Below are 25849 nucleotides of genomic sequence, written 5' to 3'. Positions count from 1 at the left end.
GCAGAAATATAATAAAAATAAATGATTTTAAAAAAGACTAAAGTTTAAAAAGTTAACATCAACGGTAAATGGGATTAAAAAACGAATAGGGCTAAGGCAAAGTAAAGACAAATAACACTATTGGTGAACGTTCTGATTATGAGTTTTGGTCATTAAGGACATCATAGACCACTGCCTTAAAGTGGCCATCGCTCATGGCGACAGTAACGAAGTCGCCTTTGTCGATGCTTTCCACTGAATTGAGGTAAGTATCTTCAGCATTTTTGACAAACGCATAGCCTTGATTGAGCAAACGGGCAGGGTTCTGAATTAATACCACTTGTTGGTAGTAACGGACTTGTTTTGCCACTTCGCTGAGCAGTTTTTGACTGTTGTATTTAGTACTGTGATGAAGCGACTCGATAGAATCAGTGGTACGTGCTAACTGGTTATAGCTCATCTGACGAATGCGATGCATATTGCTTTCGGTTGTCATGGACACTTCACGCAGCTGAAACTTCGTATGCTGTTCAATGCTGGTAAAATGACGGTCACTTAAGTGTTGCCAATGCTGCAAATTATGAGTGCTTGAGCTTTGTATCGCCGAAAACTGGCGTTCAGTGGCCATGGCAGCTTGCGTCAACTGCTGTTGGCTCAAATGTTGAATCGCATCAGCATAGCTTTGGGTACGCTGCATTAGGCTGGCAAGATGGTTAACGATACCGGCGATAACTTTTGAGGGAGTATCAAAACTGGTGTGCGCCACCTCATCTAAAATCACCGAATCCCGCTCATGACCAATACCTACCCAAACTGGGACAGGCTGCTCGGCCACCAAGGCTGCCAATTCGTAATCATTTAAGTAAGCTAAATCCCCAACGGCACCACCGCCACGAATAATAACCATCACATCTGGGTCACGCTCATATTGCTTCCTAAAGGTGAGCATGCCTTTGGTAATGGCATGTCTAAGCTCTTTGGGCGCATGATTGCCTTGGAAAGTGGCGTAATGATAGTGAAAATGACAAGCGTTGGTACTCTCAAGCTTATCCGCATCGGCTCGGAAATCACCAAGCCCTGCGGCTTTCTCTGGCGCGATAACTAGGACATGCTCGATATCAAATGGGGCAGGGAGTTGCTTGTTTAAATTGAGCAGCCCTTCACCGCTTAAACGCTCAAGCATGGCCGCATATTGACGCGCCAAATCGCCTAAGGTGTAGCTGGGATCGATGTCATTAATGGCCAAAGAAAAGCCATAAAGAGGGTGGAAGCTTGCGGTAACATTAAGCAATACGGTGACATCACGCTCAAGTTTCATACCTGTCGCACGTTCAAACTTAGTAAGTACCCGAGCCGCTTTAAAGCGCCACAAGTTACCACGGCAACTGGCGATTACCTTACCATCATCGTCTTTTTCGGCCAATTCAAAATAGTAATGGCCGCCCTTACTAGACAGATTGCGAATCTCTGCTTTGACCCAAACGCTGTGGCGAAAAGTTTCTTTAATTACCAGCTCAACCGCGGCTAAATAGTCGCTTAATCTGAGAACGGTATTCTCAAGCTCATTGTCGATTGAGTCATTAAAGTTATCTGCATCAAAACTATCAACATCAAAGTCGCTATCCTGTGAGGATAAAGTATCAAGGCGAGACAAATCTGGCTTAGGCATAGTTATTAGTCTTAATCTTAAAGTTTATACTTCAGTGGCTGTAATAGGGAGAGCATACAAATAGGTCTGCAATAGCATAGCACTTAAGCTAGGCTTTTAAAAAGGCGGTATTTAAGCATAGTCTGGCTAAAAACAATAGTTCGTTAAAAATAACAACCAATAAGGTTAGCGTCGCTTTAAAATCGCTCAAAGTAATACTTTTCTTTACATATCTCTTTGAGTTGATTATGATTATTCGCGATTAAAAAACATACAAAGCTTAGACCATCTAAGTTCATCAGCCCATATCGATAACCAAATAATGGACTATTCAATGATCAATCATTACACTTCCGCCCCTCAAGCTTATAGCTTTCCTTTAACTATCAAGCAATTATTAAACCGTACAAAAGCCACTTCAATGCATGAAGAAATTGTTTATGCAGATAAAGTACGTATGACTTACACAGAAGCGTTTAAGCGCGTTGCCAAATTGGCCAACGTCCTTGACGGTTTAAATTTGCAAAAAGGCGATGTTATTGCTGTTATGGATTGGGATACGCACCGCTTTTTAGAAGCCTATTATGCGGTACCTATGTCGCAATATATATTACAGACCGTAAATATTAGACTGTCTCCAGAAAAAGTATTGTATACCATCAACCATGCCAAACCTAAAGTGTTGCTGTTAAACTCTGAATTTGCACCGATGGTAAAAGACTACCAGTTTGAGAACTCATCAATTGAGCACATCATTTGGATGGATGATGCCGGTATGAGTAGCGATGGGGTTTTTGGTAAAAACCAATCATGGGTATTAGGTGAGTATGAGTCTCTACTTGAAGAGGCCAGTGATGAGTTTGAGTTTGAAGATTTTGACGAAAATACCATTGCCGTAACTTTCTATACTTCAGGTACGACCGGTAATCCAAAAGGGGTGTTCTTTAGCCACCGTCAATTGGTACTACATACTTTAGCGGAAACCGCTATTTTGGGGGTACAGCCACAGAAGCAGGGATTGGTATTGGGTGATGTTTATATGCCAATGACACCTATGTTCCATGTGATGGCGTGGGGTCTGCCTTATACCGCCACTATGCTAGGCTTAAAACAAGTTTATCCTGGTCGTTATGCACCAGATGTGTTGGTCAAACTTATTAAAGAAGAAAAAGTGTCGATCACTCACTGTGTGCCTACCATCTTGCAAATGCTATTGAAGCAGGCTGAGGCCGAAGGGTATAAGTTCGAAGGGCTTAAAATGGTTATTGGCGGTTCGCGTCTTACTGAAGGCTTGGCCAAACAAGCACTTAGCGCTGGCATCGAGGTCTATACCGGTTATGGTATGTCAGAAACAGCACCGCTTATTGCGTTAACTGAATTTAGAGCTGATGATCCGGAGATGACATTAGAGGAAGAGGCTAAGCGTCGTAGCTTTACTGGTAAGCCTATCTTTATGGTCGATGCACAAATTTGGGAGGGTGACAATAAATCATTACCACATGATGGCAAGCAAACCGGTGAGTTGGTACTGCGTGCTCCTTGGTTAACTCAAAGCTACTTCAAAAATGCCGATGCGGGTAATGAGTTATGGGAAGGCGGCTATATGCACACCCAAGATATTGCCAACATGGATGAAACTGGCGTAATGAAAATCACAGACCGTCTAAAAGACGTGATTAAGTCAGGTGGCGAGTGGATTTCTTCATTGGAGATTGAAACGATCTTATCGCTGCATCCTTCAGTAGCGGATGTGGCTGTCATCGGCGTTCGTGATGAAAAGTGGGGCGAGCGTCCATTGGCTGCCATCATTCTTAAGCCCCAATGCCAAAATACAACGGTAGATGACATTAAAGCCATGGCGGAGCAAGCTGCAGAGAAGGGTATGATTCCTAAATATGGCGTACCTGAATACTTCAAGTTTGTTGACGAATTACCCAAGACTTCTGTGGGTAAACATGACAAAAAATTGATCCGAGAAATGTTTGTGGGCCAAACTGAAGTTTAATTTCTATTAAATTGACAGCCGAGGAGTGAGCGCAGAATATTAAAACAATAATCTGTTCTCACTCCTTTTAATTCTATAAGTAATCAACGCTTTATCGTTTTTTACTCTATTTTTTGTTCTACTAGTTTTTTCTGTTTACATCGTTGAATTAATTGACTATGATTAATTACTGTCACATGGATTTGGACAGTATTGTCATTATTCTGATTTTAAGTGTCAGTTTGCTCTTAACAAATACTGCTATAGTGACAGCACTTCAGACTGTTTAACCTAACTTATCAAATTTTTCTTATTGTTAAAATTTACTTGTTTGTAATTTTTACTTGTAACGGTTAAATAGGCTTAGTGGACCTAATAGTGATAATACTAAATATCCCCCTTTAATTTATGAAATAACGGACTATATCATGAGTAATCTTTACCCTTCTGCAGCACAAGCTTATAACTATCCTCTAACAATCAAGCAATTACTTAACCGCGCTAGAATGACCTCTACACAACAAGAAGTGGTCTTTGCAGATAAACAGCGTATGACTTATGAGCAACTTTTTGGCCGTATTGCTAAACTTGCCAATGTGTTAGATGGGTTAAACCTTGATAAAGGCGATGTTGTTGCCGTAATGGACTGGGATACTCCTAGATTCCTCGAATCATATTTTGCTATTCCTATGTCGCAATACGTTTTGCAAACCGTAAACGTGCGACTCTCTCCCGAAAAAATTCTGTACACCATCAATCATGCTAAGCCTAAAGTTTTGCTATTAAACTCTGAATTTGCACCGATGGTAAAAGATTATCAATTTGAAAACTCTTCTATCGAGCACATCATTTGGCTTGATGATAATGGTGTGACCTGTGAAGATGTTTTACCTGGAAGAAAATCTATGGTGCTGGGCGAATATGAAGAACTATTAGAAGCGGCCAGTGATGAGTTTGAGTTCCAAGATTTTGATGAGAATACCATTGCTGTAACTTTCTATACTTCAGGCACAACCGGTAATCCAAAGGGAGTGTTCTTTAGCCATCGTCAATTGGTATTGCATACCCTTGTTGAGGCCGCCTCTTTAGGTACTTTACCTCAAAAACAAGGCGTGGTACTTGGTGATGTCTATATGCCAATGACCCCAATGTTCCATGTTATGGCTTGGGGCTTCCCATATACCGCCACCATGTTAGGTTTAAAACAAGTTTATCCAGGACGTTATGCACCAGACTTACTGCTGAAATTGATTGAAACTGAAAAAGTCAGCATTACCCATTGTGTACCGACTATCCTGCAGATGCTATTAAAACAGGCAGAGGCAGAAGGCAAGAAGTTTAATGGTCTAAAAATGATTATCGGTGGCTCTCGCTTAACCGAAGGTCTGGCTTCGGCGGCGCTATCAAGTGGCATCGAGGTATATACTGGATATGGCATGTCAGAGACTGCACCACTGATCAGTATTACCGAATTTAGTAGTGATGAGGGTGAACTTAGCTTTGAAGAAGATGTCAAACGTCGCTGCTTAAGTGGTAAGCCTGTAATGTTGGTTGAGCAGCAGCTATGGAATGGTGAAGGTAAGGCAGTGGCTCATGATGGAAAAGAGACCGGTGAGCTGGTACTAAGAGCCCCTTGGTTGACTCAAAGCTATTTCAAAAATGCAGATGCTGGCGATGAATTGTGGGAAGGTGGCTATATGCACACTCAAGACATCGCTTCGATTAAAGCAAATGGCTGGTTAAACATATCTGACCGATTAAAAGACGTCATCAAAACGGGCGGTGAGTGGATTTCATCACTGGAGATTGAGACGATTTTATCACTACATCCATCAGTAGCCGATGTCGCGGTGATTGGTATTCAAGATGAAAAATGGGGCGAGCGTCCGCTTGCTGCTATCGTGTTAAAACCAGGCGCTGAAGATACCAATCCAAAAGACATTATTGCCTTGGTAGAACAAGCCGCCGAAAATGGACTAATTGCTAAATACGGCGTTCCTGAAAACTACATGATTGTTGATGAATTACCTAAAACTTCGGTGGGTAAACATGATAAAAAAGTGATGCGTGAACTGTATGCCAATCAGACTGGTGTTTAATTTCTTTTTTATATACCAACAGTCTTAACATTTGAATGTTGTATAGACTTAATGGCCGTCACATGATTTTGTGGCGGCTATTTTGTTTAAGGAGTGAGTGATCTGTATTAAAGTAAGGGGTATATAAACCTTAAGAGATCAAATAATATGAAACAGATAATAACTGTCTTAATGGCAGTAGCTTTAACCGCCTGTAGCTTTAGGGGTTTTAAACCTGCAACTAGTCCTTATTGTTAGATATTACTTGGACTTGAAAATATGGGATTTAAAGGTAATGAATATATAGATAAGAAATGAAAGAATGCGGTATAGATCCTTATGTAGGTAATCCAAGCGGAAACACAGTTAAGTATAGTGGCATAATATTAGAATTGCCTATCATTTAATATAATTTAAATTCCAATTAAGGAATAACTTAAATGCCTACACTATTTTTTGTTAGTGCTGCTATCATAATACTTGCAGAAACCCATTTAAAAGACAGTAAATATCTAATTATAATACGTTTAATTACGATTCCAATATGTTTAGGCCTAGTATTATTAGGAATACTCGGAAAGCTAGAGTAATTTTTATACAGCTATGATTTGTAACTTTAAATCGGAACTGATTAAAGGAAGGCAGTTATCGTATGCTTAACTTGCGAAATTAAACTCAAATACTTATTCAAGCCTAATTTTTCATCATAACAATGTAGTAGATAAAACAATCGCGCTAATCTTTGGGAATTAACTTTTGGTAGTTAACTAAGGCACAGTTAAAAAAACCACATTTAACATCTGCATGCTATTTGCATTGTTGCAATACTGCACATTTCTCAAAAGCCCTACTACTGTTAAACTCTTTATTACCTAGTACCCATATTAAGGACGAATTACTATTGTGAGGCAGATAACGGTTATTTTGGAAGCTAACTTCGCCGCGATCAAGCTGATTGGCAATGATAATATAGCGTGATGGTGAGCTGGTAAATGTATTATCCTTAATAGCTAACTGTTGAATATTAAATTGCAGTAGTAGCTGTCCACCTTGCTGTTTACCAAGGTCATTGTTTGTGACCGTATTATTAACAAGGGTGATTTGTCTGACGCCGCCGCGTTGCTCATCATAGCCACCCACTGCAAGACCAGCATAGATGCTGTTGATGACCGTATTGCTCTCTACCCAGACCTCTTCTGTCAGCTTTTGGAAGTTTTCACTGGCGACTTCGATACCAATATCATTGTTAGTCACGGTATTGTTCTGAATAAATACCTGTTTGCTACCATCGACATAAATACCACCCGCTGAAGGGTCTTCGCCTTTGTAGCCGGGATTGCCACTGATACTATTGCGCGTGACCGTATTGCCGATGATATCGCCACGTCTAGCATAGTCGTTATCGGTCGTGGCTGTCCCTTCAAAACCAATGATGTCGATACCAATATTATTGTTATTATTGACTTGGTTGTTGTTCACTTCAAAGTTAGTGACATCCCCATTTATGACCACCGCTTCACTATGACCTAAGCTGAGGTTTTCTACTCGATTATTATTAATTTGAATGTCTTTAATAGGTCGAGTACCGTAAACCGCAATGCCATGCGCATTACCCTTGTCATTGTTAACACGCGTACCTAGATCATGAATATAATTGTTCTCGATCAGGAGGTTATGACTACTGCCAGTAACATAGATGGCAGTGGGCGTAATCTGCTCGTTATTTGTCCAAAATTTAGTAAATTCTAAGCCGCGAATGATCACATAAGCTTGATTTTCGATATGGAACAGATGCTCATCAGCCACGCTTGGCGTGCCGGTAATGATAACTTTGGCAGCTTGCATTGGCTCAAAAATAATCGGCTTCGCCAGTGTTCCAGAATTTTCAATATACACAGGGCCTTTATAAGTGCCTGCGGCAATATGTACCGTCGTACCCGCAGTTGCCAGATCTGCGGCTCTTTGTAGAGTCAGAACAGGTGAGCTGGCACTACCTGATGCGGTATCACTGCCCGTTGTCGCCACGTAGATATGCTGACGGGTACTGTCATCGAGTTGTAAATTATCAAGTGCTGAGCTGCTATCATAAAACGCCTGGCCACTAGATATCGGTGGTACATTTAGCGTTGTAAGAGCTGTGACTGTGCTCAGTTCAGAAGTAGCAGGCAGGTTTGAAGCACTGGAATCTTCCACCGAGTAACCAGCGCCACAAGCCGGTAAGGTAAAAAATGCTAATACCAGTAAACTCATCGGCAACAATGTTGCGAATTGGCACTTTGGATGTGACGTTGACCGACTGGTTTTAATAATATTTCCTTAGGGTGTGTTGAACATTGGGAATAAAATGCTGAAAAGAGCTTAATAGCTATGACCACATGAATCGTTCTCATTCAAAATAGATGCTTAAATATTTTGGCTAGTAGCCCCAATGGTTTGTTTGAATAAAATTGTCTTAGTTACTTGTGAGTGTACATATGGCTGATATTACGAGATTATTATTAATTTACTATACTTATAAAGTTCGTCCAGTTCTTAACGCAAACTCCCAATCTTTGCGATTGTTTTCTAAGGCTAGTTTAGCTGCTGCTTCAAAATCGTAAGGGACTTTGATATGTTCGACTTTCCAATGTTTACCTTGTTCGGTTTCAATAGCTTTTACAAGAGCATAGCTTGCATCAGGGGAGTAATTTTGCATCTTATGGACAACGGGCAAATCATCAGTATAGGCAGGGTAGCCTACACTCCCAGTATTAATTACAATTTGACCTGTCGATAACTTTACCATACGGGGGGTGTGAGTATGACCGCATAGGATAATGGGCTTATCAATATCGTTAAGTAGGCTCAAAATATCTGAATCACTACGAACTATTGGCTGCCCAGTTTCTACATTTTCTAACAGACATACCATGTCATCAGTTGGTGAGCCGTGGCATAGATAAACATCCTCATCTAATTCATAGTCGAAAGGCAAACCTTTCATCCATTGAATAGCCTCATTGGGTAAGTCCTCTACAATAAACTGTAGCGTTGGGTTGCTATTAATATCAGCCGTTGTAGCTTCATAAATCTGCCTATCTTGGTTGCCACGAATAGTAGTAATATCTTTTTGATGTTTCATCAATAATTCATAAGTGGCTTTAGGCGCAATTGGACCGTATAAAATATCTCCAAGGTTTACAATATGAGTAGCATTTCTTTGTTTAATATCTTCTAGTACAGCTTCGAGAGCGAAAACATTACTGTGTATATCAGAAATGGCCGCTATAGTAATTATCGGCTTAGCTTCTTTGCAATACGACATTACAATTATTTCCTTTAAAAGGTTTTTTTAGAATATGCAAGTATACCCTAGCTGAACCATTCAGGTGCTGCCTCTAATTGGATAATAGACCAGCTAAAATAGACAAGATACATTCGAATATGAAATGGTAAATTAATTAATAAGGAGTATGAATAATTATTACCCAAGGTCTATATAAACCGTTTCTATAAAAGTAGTATGCATTTATCTATCACTAAAAGCCGCCGCATAATATGCTGCGGCTTTTTGTATGTCAGGCAGTATGCTAGTATAACCACCCTTTTATTATAGAGTCATAGGCAAGATAAAAGTTACAGCGTTAACCTGACTAAGCCTACCATAGTAGTACTTGTATTCGGTTGCCTTGTACCTCATTTGCCTGCCTATGATGACAGTGGGCAACTATAATTCATATCAAAACAACCATAAAATCAGGGCAATGATAGTTATGAGAAATGATGAAAACGTGTCTGTGACTAAGACATCGAAGGGGGCAGCGACACACTCTTTAAGCTCGGTTACTGATAACGATGAAGTGCTGTTTGAGACGATTGATATTCAACAAGGGCTCAGAATAGGCTTAATAACGTTAAATCGAGAAAAATCACTCAATGCGTTAACCACTTCCATGTGTCAACTTATTAGTGTCCAGCTGACGATATGGGAGACCGATGATAGTTTGGTTGCGATAGTTTTGCGCGGCGCGGGCGAGCGAGCTCTGTGCGCTGGTGGAGATATTCGCAATCTATACGCTGCACGCCAGCAATGGGACGGGGAAGGTATTGCGCCTCCAGAAGCGGTGGATTTCTTCACTAATGAGTACCATCTAGACACCCAAATGCATGAATATCATAAGCCTATTATTACTTGGGGCAATGGTATCGTGATGGGCGGCGGTATGGGCGTACTCAGCAGCAGTAGCCATCGTATTGTGACTGAAACCACTCGGGCGGCGATGCCAGAGGTGAATATTGGCTTATTTCCTGACGCAACAGGAAGTTGGTTCTTACAGCGTTTTCCAGCAAAGTCAGGACTATTTATGGGCTTAACAGGCGCAGATGCCAATGCCAATGATGCCTTACTGTGTAACCTAGCTGACTTCAGAATGAACAGCCAAGATTTTGACAAGATGGTTCAATGTTTGGCAGAGGCGGACTGGAGTAATGTGGTCACATTAAAAAACAAACAGTTCCAAAGCTTAAAGCTAAATAATGTCGTGACTAAAGCATTGAGTCAATGCAGTATGGAGTCGATCAAAAATACAGACTTTGCGCCGAGTAATATTGCCAAGCACTTGTCTTCTATTCAGAATCTTATGACCTGTGGGGGTTTGGATAAAATCGATAGTATTTTGATGTCAGATGAACAGCTACAACAGTTTTGTCCCAATTTAGCCAACGATCCTTGGTTTAAATCAGCGCTTGGCAATTACCGTTACGGTTGCCCAGTGACTAAAGCCATTACTTATGAGATGTACCAACGTGCGCACAATTTGTCATTAAGTGAAGTAATGGCCTTAGAAACCAACGTCGCACTACATTGCATTGTCTATCCTGACTTTAGTGAAGGGGTAAGAGCCTTGTTAATAGATAAAGACCGCAATCCAAAATGGAGCCGTACCATGGAAGAGTGTTTGGATCTTGAAGGTCAGGCTTATATTCAAGGTCATTTTGAGGAACTACACTAGATTAACAAGCTTAATGCCAAATTAGGCGGGTTATATGTGACAATAGCAGCAAGATAAAACTCAATTTGTCTTGCTGCTTTTTTATGCTTTATGATTAACGTAATCTGTTAGCATAAAGGGACTGCTATAGAATCGCACTTTAATAGTTTTTAAATTGTTGTTAAGGACCATAAAAATGGATTTTGCCCAACTACCTGCACCGTCTATGGTAAGTGCCTGGCTAGATATGGATGCGCTAGATCATAATATTGAACTGGTTAATCAAAAGACTCAAGCGATCAATTTACGCATCGCAACCAAGTCAATTCGTTCTATTGATGTTCTGCGTTACATTCAAAAAAAGACCCCTCATTTTATTGGCCTCATGTCTTTTAGTGCTGCCGAGTCTGTGTATTTGCTGCAAAATGGCTTTAATAATATCTTATGTGCTTATCCCACTTTAGACGCTCAAAGCGTGGCGCAGACGCTTGAATATACTCAGCAAGGTGCCACCATGATTTGGATGGCCGATCGCATTGAGCATTTGCGTCTGCTGGATGAGATAGGCAAGCAGCATAGTCAAAATATTGAGGTGTGTTTGGATATTAATATGTCGATGCCATTGCCGAAGCTGTATTTTGGCACTAAGCGTTCAGCACTGATGCGTAAAAGTGATGTCAAAAAGCTAATGGAGAAGGCAGGCGGTCTATCGCATATTAAGCTAAATTCGGTGATGGGTTATGAGGCTCAGATTGCTGGATTGCCAGAGTATCTGCCCGGTAAATCACTGCTCACGCCTGCCATTAAAGTATTGAAAAATGGCTCAAAAAAGCAAGTCAGCCGACGTCGCTCAAGCATAGTGCGCTGGATCACTGAGCAGTGGCATCAGCTTGATCTAGTCAATGGTGGTGGCAGTGGCAGTATGGATTTCACCTCAAGCCAGCCTGAAGTGACCGAGATTACGGTGGGGTCAGCCTATTACAAGCCAGCTTACTTTGACTATATGGACAGCATGAAAGAATTTAAGCCTGCTGCAGGATTTGTTTTACCCATCACTCGGCAACCTGAAAAAGGTGTGGTTACTTGTCAGGGTGGCGGCTTTATTGCGTCAGGGTCGATTGGTATTGATAAGGCGCCCGTCATTCATTACCCAACAGGGTTGTCTTTTTTGACCGATGAAGGCTTTGGGGAAGTGCAAACGCCGCTTGCTATCGACTCCAACCTTATAAAAAATGGCAATGCGCCCACAATTGGGGAGGCTGTCTGGTGTCGTCATGCCAAAGCGGGCGAGTTGTGTGAACATTTTAATGTGCTGTATTGTTATCGACAAGATGCTCAATTAGAGGCAGAAGGAACTGCCTATACCATGACTACCTATCGAGGAGAGGGGAAATGTTTTCATTAAGCCAGTGGCAAGGGAATGCCAAATGGAAAAACTGGGTCGGCTACGTAACGGCTAAGCCAGAGCAGAAGTTAACCCCCCATTCAGTAGAGGAATTACAGAACATTGTGAAGCAGGCACGTCTTGCTAAAAAGCGAATCCGAGTTACTGGTGCGGCTCACTCGTTTAGTGGCTGTGCAAGGCCAGAAGAGATAGCAGTGAGTTTGCACAACATGCGAGGGCTTATTTCAGTAGATAAAGTCAATAAATTCGCTACATTACACGCTGGCACCTATTTATATGAAATTGGGCCTGCTTTGGCTGAGCATGGTTTGGCGCTGGAAAATATGGGAGATGTACAAGCGCAAACCGTTGCAGGGGCAGTAAGTACCGCCACCCATGGTACCGGCATTACTTTAGGTTCCGTCGCCAACCAAGTTGTGGCTTGGGAGTGGATAGATGGTACAGGTAAAGTGCATACTCATCACCGAGGCGACCCTGTGAGCGACGAGCTGGGCAATGCACTGCATGTCAGCCTAGGTATGCTCGGTATCTTCACTAAGCTGACTCTAAAGGTAGTCGAGCTATATGGGTTAAGAGAAATCAATCAGCGTTTGGAATTTGAGCAAGGGCTGGCAAGCTTTCATGAGATGACGCATGACCACCGCCATATGGAATGGTTTTTGTTTCCAGGGACCAATAAGCTACAACAAAAAACTTTGTCTGTGATACCGCCTAAGGCCATGAAACAGGGTCAGAAAATAAAAGACCAGTTTCAAAGCTTATTTATGCTAAATGGTGCTTTTTATCTGCTGTCAGAATTGGCACGTTTTCAGCCCAAGCTAACCAAAAAAGTCAGTCAAATATCTGCCAGTTCTATTCCTAACACTTTTAGAGAAGGGTATAGCTACCAAGTCTTCCCAACGCCACGTGGCGTAAGGTTTAATGAAACTGAGTATTTTATTAAGTTATCCGACTTTGAAGCCTGCATCACTGAAATCAACAATATCTTGCTTGCTAATAACAAAAACTCCCACTTTCCGATAGAAGTCCGAACTCATAAAGGGGAGACAGGCATACTCAGTCCGACTCAAGGTGAGGACTGTGCCGATCATTTCATGTCTATAAAGGTATGGATTGTGAGCCACTATTTGATTGGGTTTATGATTATATGAAGCAATGGCAAGGTCGTCCTCATTGGGGCAAAGTTAATAAACTCAGTGCCACCGAACTTCGTGAGTTATATCCACAAATGGAGCGATTCTTAGAAATTCGCAGGCAATATGACCCCGATAATGTGTTTATGAATACTTGGCTTGAACAAAAGTTCTTATCTTAAAAACTGATTATCAAACAAACATAATCAATTTATATGCGCTTAAAGTATGTGAAACAGAGTTTCGTTATTGCTACTTGATTGCAATGTTTTATTATAAACATGGTATATCTATTTAAATTCTGTTATTTTTCAATAAACACATAATACTTTTATTACTTCTTTGAGATATGATATTAAATACAGTTGATAAAATAGAACCTCAATCTAACCTTATTAAATTCGCTGATCGTTCTAAACGATTGGTGTTTAACTCTTCACGCACCATAAAATCGCTTTCATTTTGCGCTGCATTAGGGGTAATAAGCGTCCCTGCCTATGCCTGTCAGGTTCCGAAAAGCTATTATTCCAATGTCTTTTGTACCTCAAGTAGTGAGTACTTCTTGGCACTAAAAGATTCAGGTCAGCCCGTCGCCTTAATTGATAAAAAGGGCAGGAGGGTGGCTGATTTATCACGCTACAATGGTATCGATGTCAGTAAACTCAAAGACGGACTTATTCCTGTTCAAAGAATGGGCAGAGTAGGCTACATTAATACTGCAGGCCGAGAGGTCATTCCTGCTATCTATGATGTCATTACCGGAGATGGTAAAAATAAAGGCTGGGCACGCGCGGTAAACAATAACCGTATCGTGGTAAAAAAAGCCGGTAACTTTGGCGTGATCGACACCAGTAACCGAGTCATTGTTCCTTTTTCAGCCAACAACCAAAGTATCAGTGATTTTAGTGGCTACTTGGCAAGTATCACTACCCGAAACGGTACTCAGTGGGTTGATATTAATGGAAGACCTACCAATAATCCCGTTAAGACTGTGCCTGCTCGCAACAATACAATGACAGCATCATCGTCTAATAATAAGACTTCAACGCCTCTTAAACGAGTGGTACAGACGCCAACGGTCGCGCAAAGTACAACGATTACTCAACCGCCTATTACAAATTCAAGCTATGCAAATAGTGAGATTTGGCAAGTAGAACAGCGTGATGGTAAATGGGGCTTTGTGAACAGTAATGGCGTGCCTATGATTAAGTTTTTATTCGAGCAAGCTGCTCCCTTCTCAGAAGGATTGGCTGGGGTGCGTATGGAAAATAAATGGGGATTTGTGAACTTAGCAGGGGAGCTGATTATTCCATTTAAATTCGAAGAATCAAAAGTTCGCCGGAATAGAGGCGCCACTTACAAAGGGGTGCAACCTTTTGTGTTCACTGGTGGTAAAGCCTGGGTGGGTAACGCACCTAATGGTGCGCAAATGTGTGTTGATACTAAAGGTGACTTTGTCGGTTGTTAGTCAGTGGTCATGCATTGAACCTTTAACTATAATTACCTTGACCTTAATTAAAAAAAACAGCCCCAAAAGGAGCTGTTTTTTTGTTTAATTGGTTCAGTACAATTTATTTTGACTCGTCATATTCAGCTTCTAAAGCCAAAGCACGTTGATAGCTGTCAATGTTAGACAGACCATCGGCATAGGCTTTAATGTGCGGATAGTCATCCAATAGGCCACGCTGCGCCAACATAATTAAGTCGAACGATAGCATAAAGTCAGCACCGGTTAGTTTGTCACCGACAATGTAAGTTTTACCTTCAAGCTCATCATTTAGATAAGCCAGTAGATTGTGCTTCTCTTTGGCGATATAGGCCGATAAAAATTCATTGTCCGCCACGCCTGCTTTGTTGGTGAATAACTCAAGCAGTAAAGGCACCATCATCGAACTTTCGGCAAAGTCCATCCACTGCAAGTATTGGGCATAGTCATTTGAGTCAACTGTAGGACGTAGACGATCTGCTGCGAAGCGTTCAATCAGTACTTGAGTAATCGCGCCAGACTCTGCAACGACTTGACCATCTAGTTCAATAACGGGCGATTTTCCCAAAGGATGAATCTGCTTTAAGCTTTGCGGCGCTAAATTCGTCTGGGCGTCACGCTGATAGCTCACCACCTCATAAGGCTGATTCAGCTCTTCGAGTAACCACAACGTACGTAACGAGCGAGATTGATTTAAATGATGTAATTTAATCATTCATTAGCTCCTTAAGCTTGTAGTTTGCGAATCAAATATTTAGCAGCGTCTTCAGAAGAAGCTGGGTTTTGACCAGTGATCAATAAGCCATCTTCGACCACATAAGACTGCCAATCTGCGCCTTTCTCATAATGACCGCCATTTTCTTTCAGTGCATCTTCTAGTAAGAAAGGTACCACGTCGCTTAGGCCAACGGCTTCTTCTTCGGTATTACTAAAGCCGGTTACTTTCTTATCTTTAACAAGATATTCGCCATCAACTTTTACATTTTTCAAGGCGGCAGGCGCGTGACAAACAAAGGCCACTGGCTTGTCAGATTTTACGAAGTCTTCAATTAACGAAATTGACTTTTTGTCCACGGCCAAATCCCACAATGGCCCATGACCACCAGGATAAAATACAGCATCGTAATCATCGCTGTTGATTTCAGCCAATTTATGAGTGCTGGCTAAATGCTCTTGAGCCGCGGTATCTTGTTTGAAGCGATCAGTATATTCAGTTTGAGCATCCGGCGTATCACTACTAGGGTCTAAAGGAGGTTGACCGCCTGCTGGAGAGGCTAAGGTAATATCGGCACCTGCATCTTTGAAAGCATAATAGGGTGCTGCAAATTCTTCTAACCAAAAGCCAGTCTTTTTACCAGTGTCCGCTAAGCGATCATGTGAGGTTAATACCATTAAAATTTTCATAATTTATCCATTATTTATTGTAAATTTATTGTTTTATAGATTTCATGTTATAGATTTCGTGCTCAACTACTACTTTGGATCTGCCACTTTAACCACTGTTTTACCAAAGTTATTGCCGTACAACATATCGACGAAACCTTGAGGCGCGTTTTGTAGACCATCAACGATATGTTCTTTGGTTTTTACTTTATCTTCTGATACCCATTTGCCCATAGTCTGTAAGAACTCTGGGAAGTGGTCACCATACTCTTCAAAGATAATAAAGCCTTTCATAGTCAGGCGTTTTCTTAGGATATTACTCATCAGTAGACTTAGACGGTCTTTGCCCTCTGGTAACTCGGTTTCATTGTAATGAGCAGCAAGACCACATACTGGGATACGAGCATGGGCATTTAATAAAGGTAATACCGCGTCAAATACTCTGCCACCAACGTTTTCGTAGTAAATATCGATACCATTTGGACACGCTGCGGCTAATTGCTCTTCAAAGTCATCGGCACGGTGATCGATACACTGATCAAAGCCAAGCTCTTCTACTGCAAATTTGCATTTGTCTTCGCCGCCTGCAACACCGATAACCTTAAGGTCATGTAGTTTGCCCACTTGGCCGACAGTAGCACCAACTGGACCGGTTGCCGCGCCTACCACTAAAGTTTCACCTGCTTTTGGTTTACCGATATCTGTTAAGCCCATATAACCGGTGAAGCCTGGCATACCTAACACACCAACACCATATGAAGGTTGGCTCATATCTTTGGTTAGTTTATAGACGCCTTCGCCATTACTAACGCTATAGTCTTGCCAGCCTGAACCGGCAATAACTAAGTCGCCTTCGCTGAAGTCTTTAAGATTTGAAGTTACTACTTGTGAAACAGTAGCGCCTAGCATTACGTCACCTACTTCTAGAGGGTCAGCATAGCTTTCGGCATCACTCATACGACCACGCATATAAGGGTCTAATGACAGATATAAAGTGCGTAATAGCATTTCATTGTCGCCAGCACTAGGCACCTCACTGGTGGCCAACTCAAAGTTGTCATCTGAGGGTTTGCCATGCGGACGGCTAGGCAGTTTAACTTGACGATTGATATTGTCTGATTGAGTATTATCGAATTTGGTATTATCAAATTTAGTATTATTAGAGCTCATAGTGCTAATCCTTTGTCTTATTATTGGTTGTAATTTATTTGTTATAAAAACGCCATACAAATGTATTGTAAAGAGCCCATAGAACAGACCTGTGGTGCTTTTGTATGGCGCTTACCCATGAACGATTAGCCCATGGGTAATTTATTATTATCTTCCTATTGAATAAGGCAAGTTCAATAGGACAGAATGCTCAATAACTAAGCAGTAGCTGCACGTTGTAAAATACGGCGTGACACGTCTAAGTCATTGGCTTTATGTTCGCCTAATGCCACCATGCCATGTTCTTTAAGTTGGCTAACAATAGGGTCAATGGCGCTTTCATCTAGCTCTACATCGGCAAAGTTGACAGGTAAATCTAAAGTTCTGAAGAACTCTTCAGTAAGGGTAATGGCCTTCTCGATGATATCATCCTCGCTTAATTGCTTATCATCGTTAGTGATGTTCCAAACATTGCGAGCATATTGAAGTAACTTGTCTTTTTTGCTGTCTTTTAACTCACGCATAACGGATGGCAACACGATGGTTAAGGTGCGGGCATGATCAATGCTATGCAAAGAGGTTAGCTCATGACCAATCATGTGAGTGGTCCAGTCTTGTGGTACCCCAGTACCAATTAGACCATTCAGTGCCATGGTTGCAGTCCACATAATGTTTTTGCGGATTTCTAGGTTTTCTGGATCTTCTTTAACCGCTAGGCCTTCAGAAATAAGAATCTTAAGTAGGCTTTCAGCAAAGGCATCTTGTACTTTCGCATTCACTGGATAGGTCAAATACTGTTCCATAACATAGACAAAGGCATCAGCCACGCCATTCATTACTTGACGTTCAGGAAGGGTTAAAGTCTTAGTGGGATCAAGGATAGAGAATTTTGGATAAACAAGAGGGTTGCCAAAAGGTAGCTTCGCTTGACGCTCACTATAGTTGATTACGCCACCTGAGTTCATTTCAGAGCCAGTCGCCGGAATGGTTAAGACTGCGCCTAAGTCTACCGCTGAATCTATGTCTCTAGTATAGCTGGTCAACGCATCCCAAGCTTGGTCACGAGACACTGTGCCATCTTCTTCTTTTAAGTGTGAAACTAACGCCACAAATTTACTACCATCGATAACTGAACCGCCGCCTACCGCTAGAATAAAGTCGATATTTTGTTCATTCACCATGTCAGCCGCTTTTAATAAAGTGGTGAACTCAGGGTTTGGCTCAATACCGCCAAATTCAAATATTTGACGCTCGCCGCCATTCTCTAAAGCGGTCTTAACTTCATCAAGGGTACCGGTGCGTTTTGCAGAGCCACCGCCATAAGTGATTAATACACGAGCTTTGGCAGGTACTAAGTCCGCCAATTGTTTGATTTGACCTTCACCAAATACAATGCGTACTGGGTTGTAATATTGAAAATTGTTCATAAATGTCCTTTGATTTTTGAGAGATTATATTGATAACTATATTTATTAGATAAGATTTATTGGCTAAGCGTTAAGTCTGTAAATAACCGAACATTAAATCACTAGCAACTAAGGATTGAATAAATTGAGTATGGGATATTAACTCAATAAGTTACAGGCTAGGCCTGTTAGCTTTGTTAGCAACAACGTAAATCAATCTAAAGTTGACGTAACAATCAATCCTAAGTTGCCATTTATGTGATGGCTTAACGCTAGTACTAGCTAATCAAATACAATGGCGTCATCTGAGTTTGATTAACTGTTGGTAAGTATTATATAGATAGATTAGACCGGTCGTCTAGTAAGTCTACAAAACTATATACTTCAGGAATATTGTCTAAATCAGGATGCGGTTCACGCTGGGCTAGAGTCCTTAAGTGAGGTTGAGGTTCAAAATAGAGTCTTGGTTAAGTAAGTTTATCGTTCAAATATGACAATTTCGTTAGATAAGCCAACATACTATGTTAGATAAAAGATTAAAGAATTATTTAGACAATAAGCTAGATAATCCTCTATATAAGTACAAAGAAAACTATATAAACATAAAGTAGATAAGGATCAAATAAAGCGGATAAGAGGAAGACAATAAGCAATAGAAAAGACAAGCTTTATTCAAAGATGAACAGGTTATAACCGATTAAGAGATATAACAGAGAAGGTTATAGATAGCACACAGGCTTGGCTATTGGTCGAAGACAGGCAGACTAGAGGATTGGCTATTGATCAAAGGCAGACTTTGACCAATAGTAGTTACGTTTTATAAGGGGGTTTAATAAGCAACGCAGCAGTTAATCAAAGCGGCTTTAATTAACGGCCCAGCTCAGTGGCTGTCATTTGCCAGACTTCAGCTAAAGGTAAATTACTACGGCTGGTCTTAGCGATAAGACTGGCACCTAGCCAAGCATAGTACCAACGCTTGGCGATACTTTCGGCGGCAATATTAGCTACTTTAGGGATAGAGCCATCCGCCCAGCCTGCTTTGACTTGTTCGCCTATCCAATTAAGGGTTTGTTGATATCCGCCCTCTAAAGCTTCTCGCATAGGCTCTGAGATATCCGATACCTCACCGCTTAGCTTAACCACTAAGCACTTTTCATGGTCGCACTCGTTTTGCTGAGTGTCATACCAATACTGAAAATAGTTATACAGCTTTTGTTGCGCGCTAATATCTTGAGCCGATATGGCTTGTAAACGGTGTTTGTAGTGCTCAAAGTAGCTTTGAATAATGGCTTCGCCAAACGCTTCTTTGGAAGCAAAGTAATGATAAAAAGAGCCTTTGGGTACGCCAGCGGTATCGAGTATTTGTTTAATACCCACAGCGGTAAACCCTTTTTGGGCCAATAGTTTATAGCCAGTCGCTATTAAATGCGATTTAGTATCGCTAGCAGCTTGTTGGAAAAACTCAGTATTTTTTAGGGTAACTGGCGTCTTATCTTCTGCATGATTCTCTAGTTTAGAATGATCTAGATCAGAGGCAGGCAGGTTAGAGGTAGTCATAGCGTGTCCAAGTTGGATATTTAATTAATAATTGATTTAAAAGTCTAAATAGAAAAAGTCTATTCACTGTACGGTGTAATAAATGAAGTGTCATTGAGACAATGCATTAAACATGTTTAACTAAAAAGGAGACTTTATCCAAAAAATAAAATGATGCAATAAAAGTAAGGCAATAGAAATAATAAAGTTAAGACAGTTAAATAGAGAGTATACCTTTTATATGGTGACGAATTTGCATATTTCTATAGGCGTAGGTTGCTTTTAGACCATTCAGTCTAGTGAGTATGAATGGAAATGTATAGTTCTAATGGCAGTCTTAAGTACAGTCGTCTATATGATAGTGAACAGCTATGAATGTTATTTCTGTTCAAATATCCATTTTTCATCGCTACTGTCATGCTGTTATCAACGACACCTGACACCCTAACTTATAAGTTAATAAGCGTTATAAACCAGTATAGGCCAATGTAGAGTAGTGCAACCTTTTTAAACACTTTTGTCTCAAATCAATACTCAGTAGCGTTAATGCATCAAGTAGAATATAGGCATAGAGTCAACAGTCTATATTGCCAAAGACTCTTATCTTAAAATTTATAATAAATAATTAGAAAGGATTCCAAATGAAGAACACGTTTTCTTTAAGCGCTGAACGTCTTGAAAACATTAGCAATATTGCCAGTGGCTATGTTAATAAAGACCAGAATCTAGTACAAGAGTTTATCGCTGTCTATTACCACAATCTTGAAGCTCGTATCGCTCAAAGGGAGTCTGATGCAGATTTGGCAGGCATGGCACTGCATCATTTTGTGCTGTTGAAATCTTATCAGGACAATCAGCCGATACTGCGCTTGTTTAACCCCTGTGTTGAAGAGCAGCACTTTCATAGCAGTCATACTATCTTGCAAGTGGTCGCCTTTAACCGTCCATTCTTAGTAGATACGTTAACTATGTGTATCGAAGAAGAAGGGCTTGAAGTACACCGTATTCACAACACCATTATTGATATAGAGCGTAATGAATCAGGTGAAATTATGAGTATTGAAGATGTGCAAGACAGTGATACTCATTATCTGTCGTTGATACATTGTGAGATTGAACGTACCGATAGCGAGACCATGGATGCCTTACAGCGAGTTATCAAAGAGAGAATCACCACTTTGGACACGGTGGTCGGTGACTGGCAGGCCATGTGCAGTAAGCTGAAACAAATTACCGAAGAGATGGACACGGTCCAAGTTCCTGAGGTTTATCATACTACTGAGGAAATTAAAGCCTTTTTGCAGTGGATTGCAGAGGATAATTTTATCTTCTTAGGTTTTAGAGAATATCGTATTGAAGGTGTAGACAATACTGAAAAACAGGCATCTGCAGTGCTCTCTGAAGAAGCGGCGGCTGACATAGATTTAATCTCTGTGGCCCATAGTGGACTGGGTCTATTAAATGGGGTTTCTGAAGACACACCTTCAAGAAGCTTTGCCCAATTGCCCAATAGTTTAAAAGCGCTACTGACCATTCCGCGTGTGGTATTGCTATCGAAATCCAGCCAGATGTCTCCGATTCACCGCTCTGTGTACATGGACTTCTTGGGCATACACAAATACGATGCCTCGGGTCGTCTGGTTGGAGAATATCGCTTTATTGGTTTATTCACCTCACAAGCCTACCAGTTAAGTGTACAGCACATTCCGCTACTGCGTGAAAAAGCTAATAAAATCATGGAAAAAGCTGATTTTCCAACCAATGGCTACAACTACCATAAATATATGCATATTATTAATACCTTGCCGCGCGATGACTTATTCCAGGCAAGTATTGATGAGCTGTATCCAATCGTATCAGGCATTGCTCAATTAAAAGACAAAAAACGTCTGCGTTTATTTAGCCGTGTCGATCACTATCAGCGCTTTGTGTCGTGCTTGGTCTATATTCCACGCGATAAATTTAACACCAGTATGCGTATGCGAATGCAGCAAGCGTTGGTAGATGCCTTTAATGGTATCTCCTCTGGCTTTACCACGGAATTTGACGAGTCAGATCATGCCCGCGTTCATGTCCACGTCCGTACTGAGCCTGGCCAGATTAATGACGTTGATTTAGAACAATTAGAAGATGATCTTAATGCCTTAATGGAAGGCTGGAGCGATCAATATCAGCAGGTGATGCTAGAGACGTTAGGGGAGCAAAAAGCCAATAGTTTGTTCAAGCGTTATCTACATACTATTCCCGCCGCTTATAAAGAGCGCTTCGATGTACGCACAGGGGTAACAGATACCAAGCGCTTGGCCAGTTTAAGTCGCAGCAACCCAATGATTTGGAAACTGTACCAGTCGACAGGGGATGAGAGTAATCAACTACATTTAAAGCTATATGGTCTAGATAAGCCAACTATTTTATCCAATATTTTACCTATTTTAGAAGACTTTGGGGTATCCGTTGTTTCTGCGCAAACTTACGAGTTTGAAGTGCCAGAGCAGCCTATGTGGCTACAAGAATATGAGCTGACTCTGCACAATGCCAAAAGCATTGATTTGGCCGTGGTACGCGAGCAATTTGAAGACAGCTTGGCACAGATTTGGGCAGGTCGAGTAGAAAGCGATTCGCTTAACGAGCTGATTTTGGCAACCCGCTTAGGTACTTTCGAAGTCGTGATACTACGTGCGTTAATGCGTTATATCTTGCAGGCCAAAGCGCCTTTCTCAAGCCAATATATCAAACAAACTTTAGTCAAAAATGGCGACATTGCGGTAATGATAGCCGACTTGTTTGATGCCCGTATGAATCCTGAATACAGTGAGCAGGAACGAGTTTCAAAAACAGCAGCCTGCCAAGAGCAATTAAAAACCGCATTGGCCAACGTTGAAAGCTTAGATGAAGACCGAATCTTGCGTTGGTATTTAGATTTAATCAATGCGATGCTGCGCACCAACTTCTACCAGTGTGATAGCGATGGCAACCGTAAAGACCGCTTGTCCTTTAAGTTTGCTGCCAGCGAAATTCCTAACTTACCCAAACCCAAACCTATGTTTGAAATATTTGTGTATTCGCCTCGCGTAGAAGCCATTCATTTACGCGGTGGCAAAGTGGCCCGTGGTGGTTTGCGTTGGTCAGATCGTATGGAGGACTTCCGTACCGAAGTACTGGGCCTTGTCAAAGCACAAATGGTTAAAAATGCGGTGATTGTGCCAGTCGGTTCCAAAGGCGGCTTTATTGTTAAACAAAAAAGCCCAGCTGATGGTCGAGACGCATTCCAAAAAGAGGGAATCGAGTGTTATCAGACCTTCTTACGCGGTATGCTTGATGTGACTGATAACTTAGTCGATGGTAAGGTAGTGCATCCTGACAATACCGTGCGCCACGATGAGGACGACCCTTACTTGGTAGTGGCCGCCGATAAAGGCACAGCCAGCTTCTCAGACATTGCCAATGGCGTAGCCGCAGAATACGGATTCTGGTTAGATGATGCTTTCGCGTCAGGTGGCTCAGTAGGTTATGACCACAAAGCGATGGGTATCACTGCTCGCGGCGCATGGGAATCAGTCAAGCGTCACTTTAGAATGCTCGGAATGAATATTCAAAATAAAGATGACTTTACCGTGGTCGGTATTGGCGATATGAGTGGTGATGTATTCGGCAATGGCATGCTGTTATCGAAGCACATCAAACTACAAGCCGCCTTTAACCATCTACACATCTTTATTGATCCTAACCCTGATACCCAAGCCTCTTATGCAGAGCGTGAGCGTTTGTTTAACCTATCCCGTTCAACGTGGGATGATTATGACAAGTCCTTAATTAGCCAAGGCGGCGGGGTGTTTTCTCGTCAAGATAAGTCGATTAGCATCAGTGATGAGATGAAAGCGGCTTTTGATATAGAAGAAGACAGCCTAAATCCCAATGAGTTAATCAGTCGCTTACTAAAAGCCCCTGTTGACCTTATCTGGAATGGCGGCATTGGTACTTATGTCAAAAGCAAGGACGAGAGCCATGCTGATGTGGGTGACCGTGCCAACGACGCAGTACGTGTTAATGGAGAAGATATTCGAGCCAAAGTGCTTGGTGAAGGCGGTAACTTAGGCTGTACTCAGCGAGGGCGTATTGAATTCGCCTTACAGGGTGGTCCTGATAACCAAGGCGGTCAGTTATATACTGATGCTATCGATAATTCAGCGGGTGTCAACTGCTCAGACCATGAAGTTAATATCAAAATCTTACTGGGCAAAGTCGTTGAACAAGGGGACATGACCACCAAGCAGCGTAATGAGCTGTTAAAGAGTATGACCGATGAGGTGGCTCAGCTGGTGTTGCGCCAAAACTACTTACAACCTCAAGCCATAGAGTTAAGCCATCTTGATGGGGCAGATAACCTGACCGATCATAAGCGCATCATTGACTATTTAGAAGCAGAAGGTCGATTGGACAGAGCGATAGAGTTCTTGCCGAGTGATGAGATTATTGAGCAGCGTATGGCAGCGGGCACTGGCATGACGCGTCCTGAACTGTCGGTAATATTAGCTTATGGCAAAATGTGGGTCTATGAGCAACTGTTAGAGTCTGACTTACCTGATAATCCGTACTTTGCTAATGAGCTGCGTAAATACTTCCCTGATCAGCTGGCAGGTGAATTTTTCGATGAGATGACCCGTCACCGCTTACATCGTGAAATCATCAGCACTTATTTGACCAATAGCGTGGTTAATCGTTTGGGCATTGAAGCTATATTCCGCCTGTTTGAAGAGACCGATCAAGGTGTGGCGACATTGAGTCGTGCCTATGCCATTGTTAGAGATATCTTCCAAATTAGTGATAGCTGGAAAACGCTTGAATCACTTGATAACCAAGTAGATGCGGCAACCTTATTACAGCTAGAATTGAGAATTCGTGCGGTAATGGAACAGGGTATTGTGTGGTTAATAAATGCCTTTGGTAGTGAGCTGCAAGTGGCCGATACTATTGAGCGTTTCCAAAATAGCGTCGCTGAACTAATCCAGCCTCAAGGTATCATTGCTACTCAATTTGAGTCGCATTTAGAACAAGATGTGACTGAGTTAACTGATTTAGGCTTAGATAATGATAATGCGCAAATCTTCGCTATATTGCCTTATGCTATCGATGCATTGGACACGGCTTTATTGGCAGAGAAATATGACCGTCCTGTTGAAGAGATTACTCAGCTGTATTTTGAGGTTTACCAAAATCTTCATATTGACTGGCTAATGCTGCAAGTGGAGCAGTTACCACAGCAGGATCACTGGGACAGAAGGGCTCGTTATGCGTTATTTAATGAGTTAAGTCGTAGCTTGCGTCAGATGATGACCACGCTATTGTCGCAGCAACAACCGGTTGACGCATTGCAGCAGTGGCAAAAAACGCACCAGCAGGCTATTGATACGATGGCGAGCCAAATGTCTAAGCTTAATGGCACACAAGTAAGCTTGTCGGCTTTATCGGTGATGATTAGTGAGATTAATAAGCTGATTGCTGAGTAAGACACTTTATAATTTATAAGCCAAACCATAAACAATCCCTCTTTTAGTTAAAGGGGGATTTTTATTGTTAGAAGTTTTAACTGACTTATCTGTTTTAACATATGACTTTTTTTGAATGTTTTATTCAAATATATTTTTAGAGATATTATTTTAGGGGATAGTTGCAGGATTAATTAACCAAAGTA

At 41.5% G+C, this 25849-nt stretch carries 16 protein-coding genes; 8 read left to right on the top strand and 8 right to left on the bottom strand.

What is annotated here, in order from left to right; all coding sequences use genetic code 11:
* Nucleotides 1-136: 136 nt before the first annotated feature.
* Nucleotides 137-1648 (bottom strand): exodeoxyribonuclease VII large subunit, encoded by a 1512-nt coding sequence (gene xseA, locus LK453_RS11610; protein WP_201534054.1) that lies wholly within the window; start codon nt 1646-1648, stop codon nt 137-139.
* A 313-nt stretch (nt 1649-1961) separates the two neighbouring features.
* On the opposite strand from xseA, the gene LK453_RS11605 reads away from it, so the two are divergent.
* Both LK453_RS11605 and LK453_RS11600 read left to right on the top strand, forming a co-directional pair.
* Nucleotides 1962-3632 carry a fatty acid--CoA ligase gene (locus tag LK453_RS11605; RefSeq protein WP_201534051.1) on the top strand — a complete coding sequence of 557 codons (1671 nt, stop codon included), beginning with the start codon at nt 1962-1964 and terminating at the stop codon, nt 3630-3632.
* 407 nt (nt 3633-4039) lie between these two features.
* The gene (locus LK453_RS11600; RefSeq protein ID WP_201534048.1) at nt 4040-5710 is read left to right on the top strand and encodes a fatty acid--CoA ligase; all 1671 of its coding nucleotides are present in this window, start codon (nt 4040-4042) and stop codon (nt 5708-5710) included.
* Nucleotides 5711-6496: 786 nt separating this feature from the next.
* Here the strand turns inward: LK453_RS11600 and LK453_RS11595 are convergent.
* Both LK453_RS11595 and LK453_RS11590 read right to left on the bottom strand, forming a co-directional pair.
* Entirely contained in the window at nt 6497-7939 is a 1443-nt protein-coding gene (locus tag LK453_RS11595) for a right-handed parallel beta-helix repeat-containing protein (RefSeq protein ID WP_201534045.1), read from the bottom strand.
* A 262-nt stretch (nt 7940-8201) separates the two neighbouring features.
* A complete protein-coding gene (locus tag LK453_RS11590) occupies nt 8202-8993 on the bottom strand; it encodes a metallophosphoesterase family protein (RefSeq protein ID WP_201534042.1) in 792 nt (263 codons plus the stop codon).
* A 448-nt stretch (nt 8994-9441) separates the two neighbouring features.
* Between LK453_RS11590 and LK453_RS11585 the strand changes: the two genes are divergently transcribed.
* From LK453_RS11585 to LK453_RS11570, 5 genes are all read left to right on the top strand, one after another.
* The gene (locus tag LK453_RS11585; RefSeq protein ID WP_227674424.1) at nt 9442-10680 is read left to right on the top strand and encodes an enoyl-CoA hydratase/isomerase family protein; all 1239 of its coding nucleotides are present in this window, start codon (nt 9442-9444) and stop codon (nt 10678-10680) included.
* 175 nt (nt 10681-10855) lie between these two features.
* Complete coding sequence (locus LK453_RS11580) at nt 10856-12064, top strand: alanine racemase (RefSeq protein WP_201534023.1); 1209 nt, start codon at nt 10856-10858, stop codon at nt 12062-12064.
* The gene (locus LK453_RS11575; protein WP_265088900.1) at nt 12052-13215 is read left to right on the top strand and encodes an FAD-binding protein; all 1164 of its coding nucleotides are present in this window, start codon (nt 12052-12054) and stop codon (nt 13213-13215) included. The genes LK453_RS11580 and LK453_RS11575 overlap by 13 nt, the downstream gene beginning before the upstream one ends.
* Nucleotides 13212-13379 carry a D-arabinono-1,4-lactone oxidase gene (locus tag LK453_RS14350; RefSeq protein ID WP_265088899.1) on the top strand — a complete coding sequence of 56 codons (168 nt, stop codon included), beginning with the start codon at nt 13212-13214 and terminating at the stop codon, nt 13377-13379. The genes LK453_RS11575 and LK453_RS14350 overlap by 4 nt, the downstream gene beginning before the upstream one ends.
* Before the next feature lie 167 nt (nt 13380-13546).
* Complete coding sequence (locus LK453_RS11570; protein ID WP_201534020.1) at nt 13547-14665, top strand: WG repeat-containing protein; 1119 nt, start codon at nt 13547-13549, stop codon at nt 14663-14665.
* Between the two features lie 103 nt (nt 14666-14768).
* Here LK453_RS11570 and LK453_RS11565 read toward each other — a convergent pair whose 3' ends face one another.
* The 5 genes from LK453_RS11565 to LK453_RS11545 form a co-directional block, all read right to left on the bottom strand.
* Nucleotides 14769-15398: a glutathione S-transferase family protein gene (locus LK453_RS11565; RefSeq protein WP_201534017.1), complete on the bottom strand. Its 630-nt coding sequence runs from the start codon at nt 15396-15398 to the stop codon at nt 14769-14771.
* Nucleotides 15399-15409: 11 nt separating this feature from the next.
* A complete protein-coding gene (locus LK453_RS11560) occupies nt 15410-16087 on the bottom strand; it encodes a type 1 glutamine amidotransferase domain-containing protein (RefSeq protein ID WP_201534014.1) in 678 nt (225 codons plus the stop codon).
* Nucleotides 16088-16156: 69 nt separating this feature from the next.
* On the bottom strand, nt 16157-17236 hold the full coding sequence (locus LK453_RS11555) for an NADP-dependent oxidoreductase (protein WP_227674423.1): 1080 nt from the start codon (nt 17234-17236) through the stop codon (nt 16157-16159).
* Between the two features lie 197 nt (nt 17237-17433).
* Nucleotides 17434-18642 (bottom strand): iron-containing alcohol dehydrogenase, encoded by a 1209-nt coding sequence (locus tag LK453_RS11550; RefSeq protein ID WP_201541888.1) that lies wholly within the window; start codon nt 18640-18642, stop codon nt 17434-17436.
* Between the two features lie 846 nt (nt 18643-19488).
* Nucleotides 19489-20178 (bottom strand): TetR/AcrR family transcriptional regulator, encoded by a 690-nt coding sequence (locus tag LK453_RS11545; RefSeq protein ID WP_007393568.1) that lies wholly within the window; start codon nt 20176-20178, stop codon nt 19489-19491.
* A gap of 620 nt (nt 20179-20798) precedes the next feature.
* Between LK453_RS11545 and LK453_RS11540 the strand changes: the two genes are divergently transcribed.
* Nucleotides 20799-25664 (top strand): NAD-glutamate dehydrogenase, encoded by a 4866-nt coding sequence (locus LK453_RS11540; RefSeq protein ID WP_201534008.1) that lies wholly within the window; start codon nt 20799-20801, stop codon nt 25662-25664.
* The last annotated feature ends 185 nt before the right edge of the window (nt 25665-25849 follow it).

The organism is Psychrobacter sanguinis (assembly GCF_020736705.1).
Classification (GTDB): Bacteria; Pseudomonadota; Gammaproteobacteria; order Pseudomonadales; family Moraxellaceae; genus Psychrobacter; species Psychrobacter sanguinis.
Note: the sequence above shows the minus strand (reverse complement) of the source record. Positions and strands in the feature narration are given on the sequence as shown.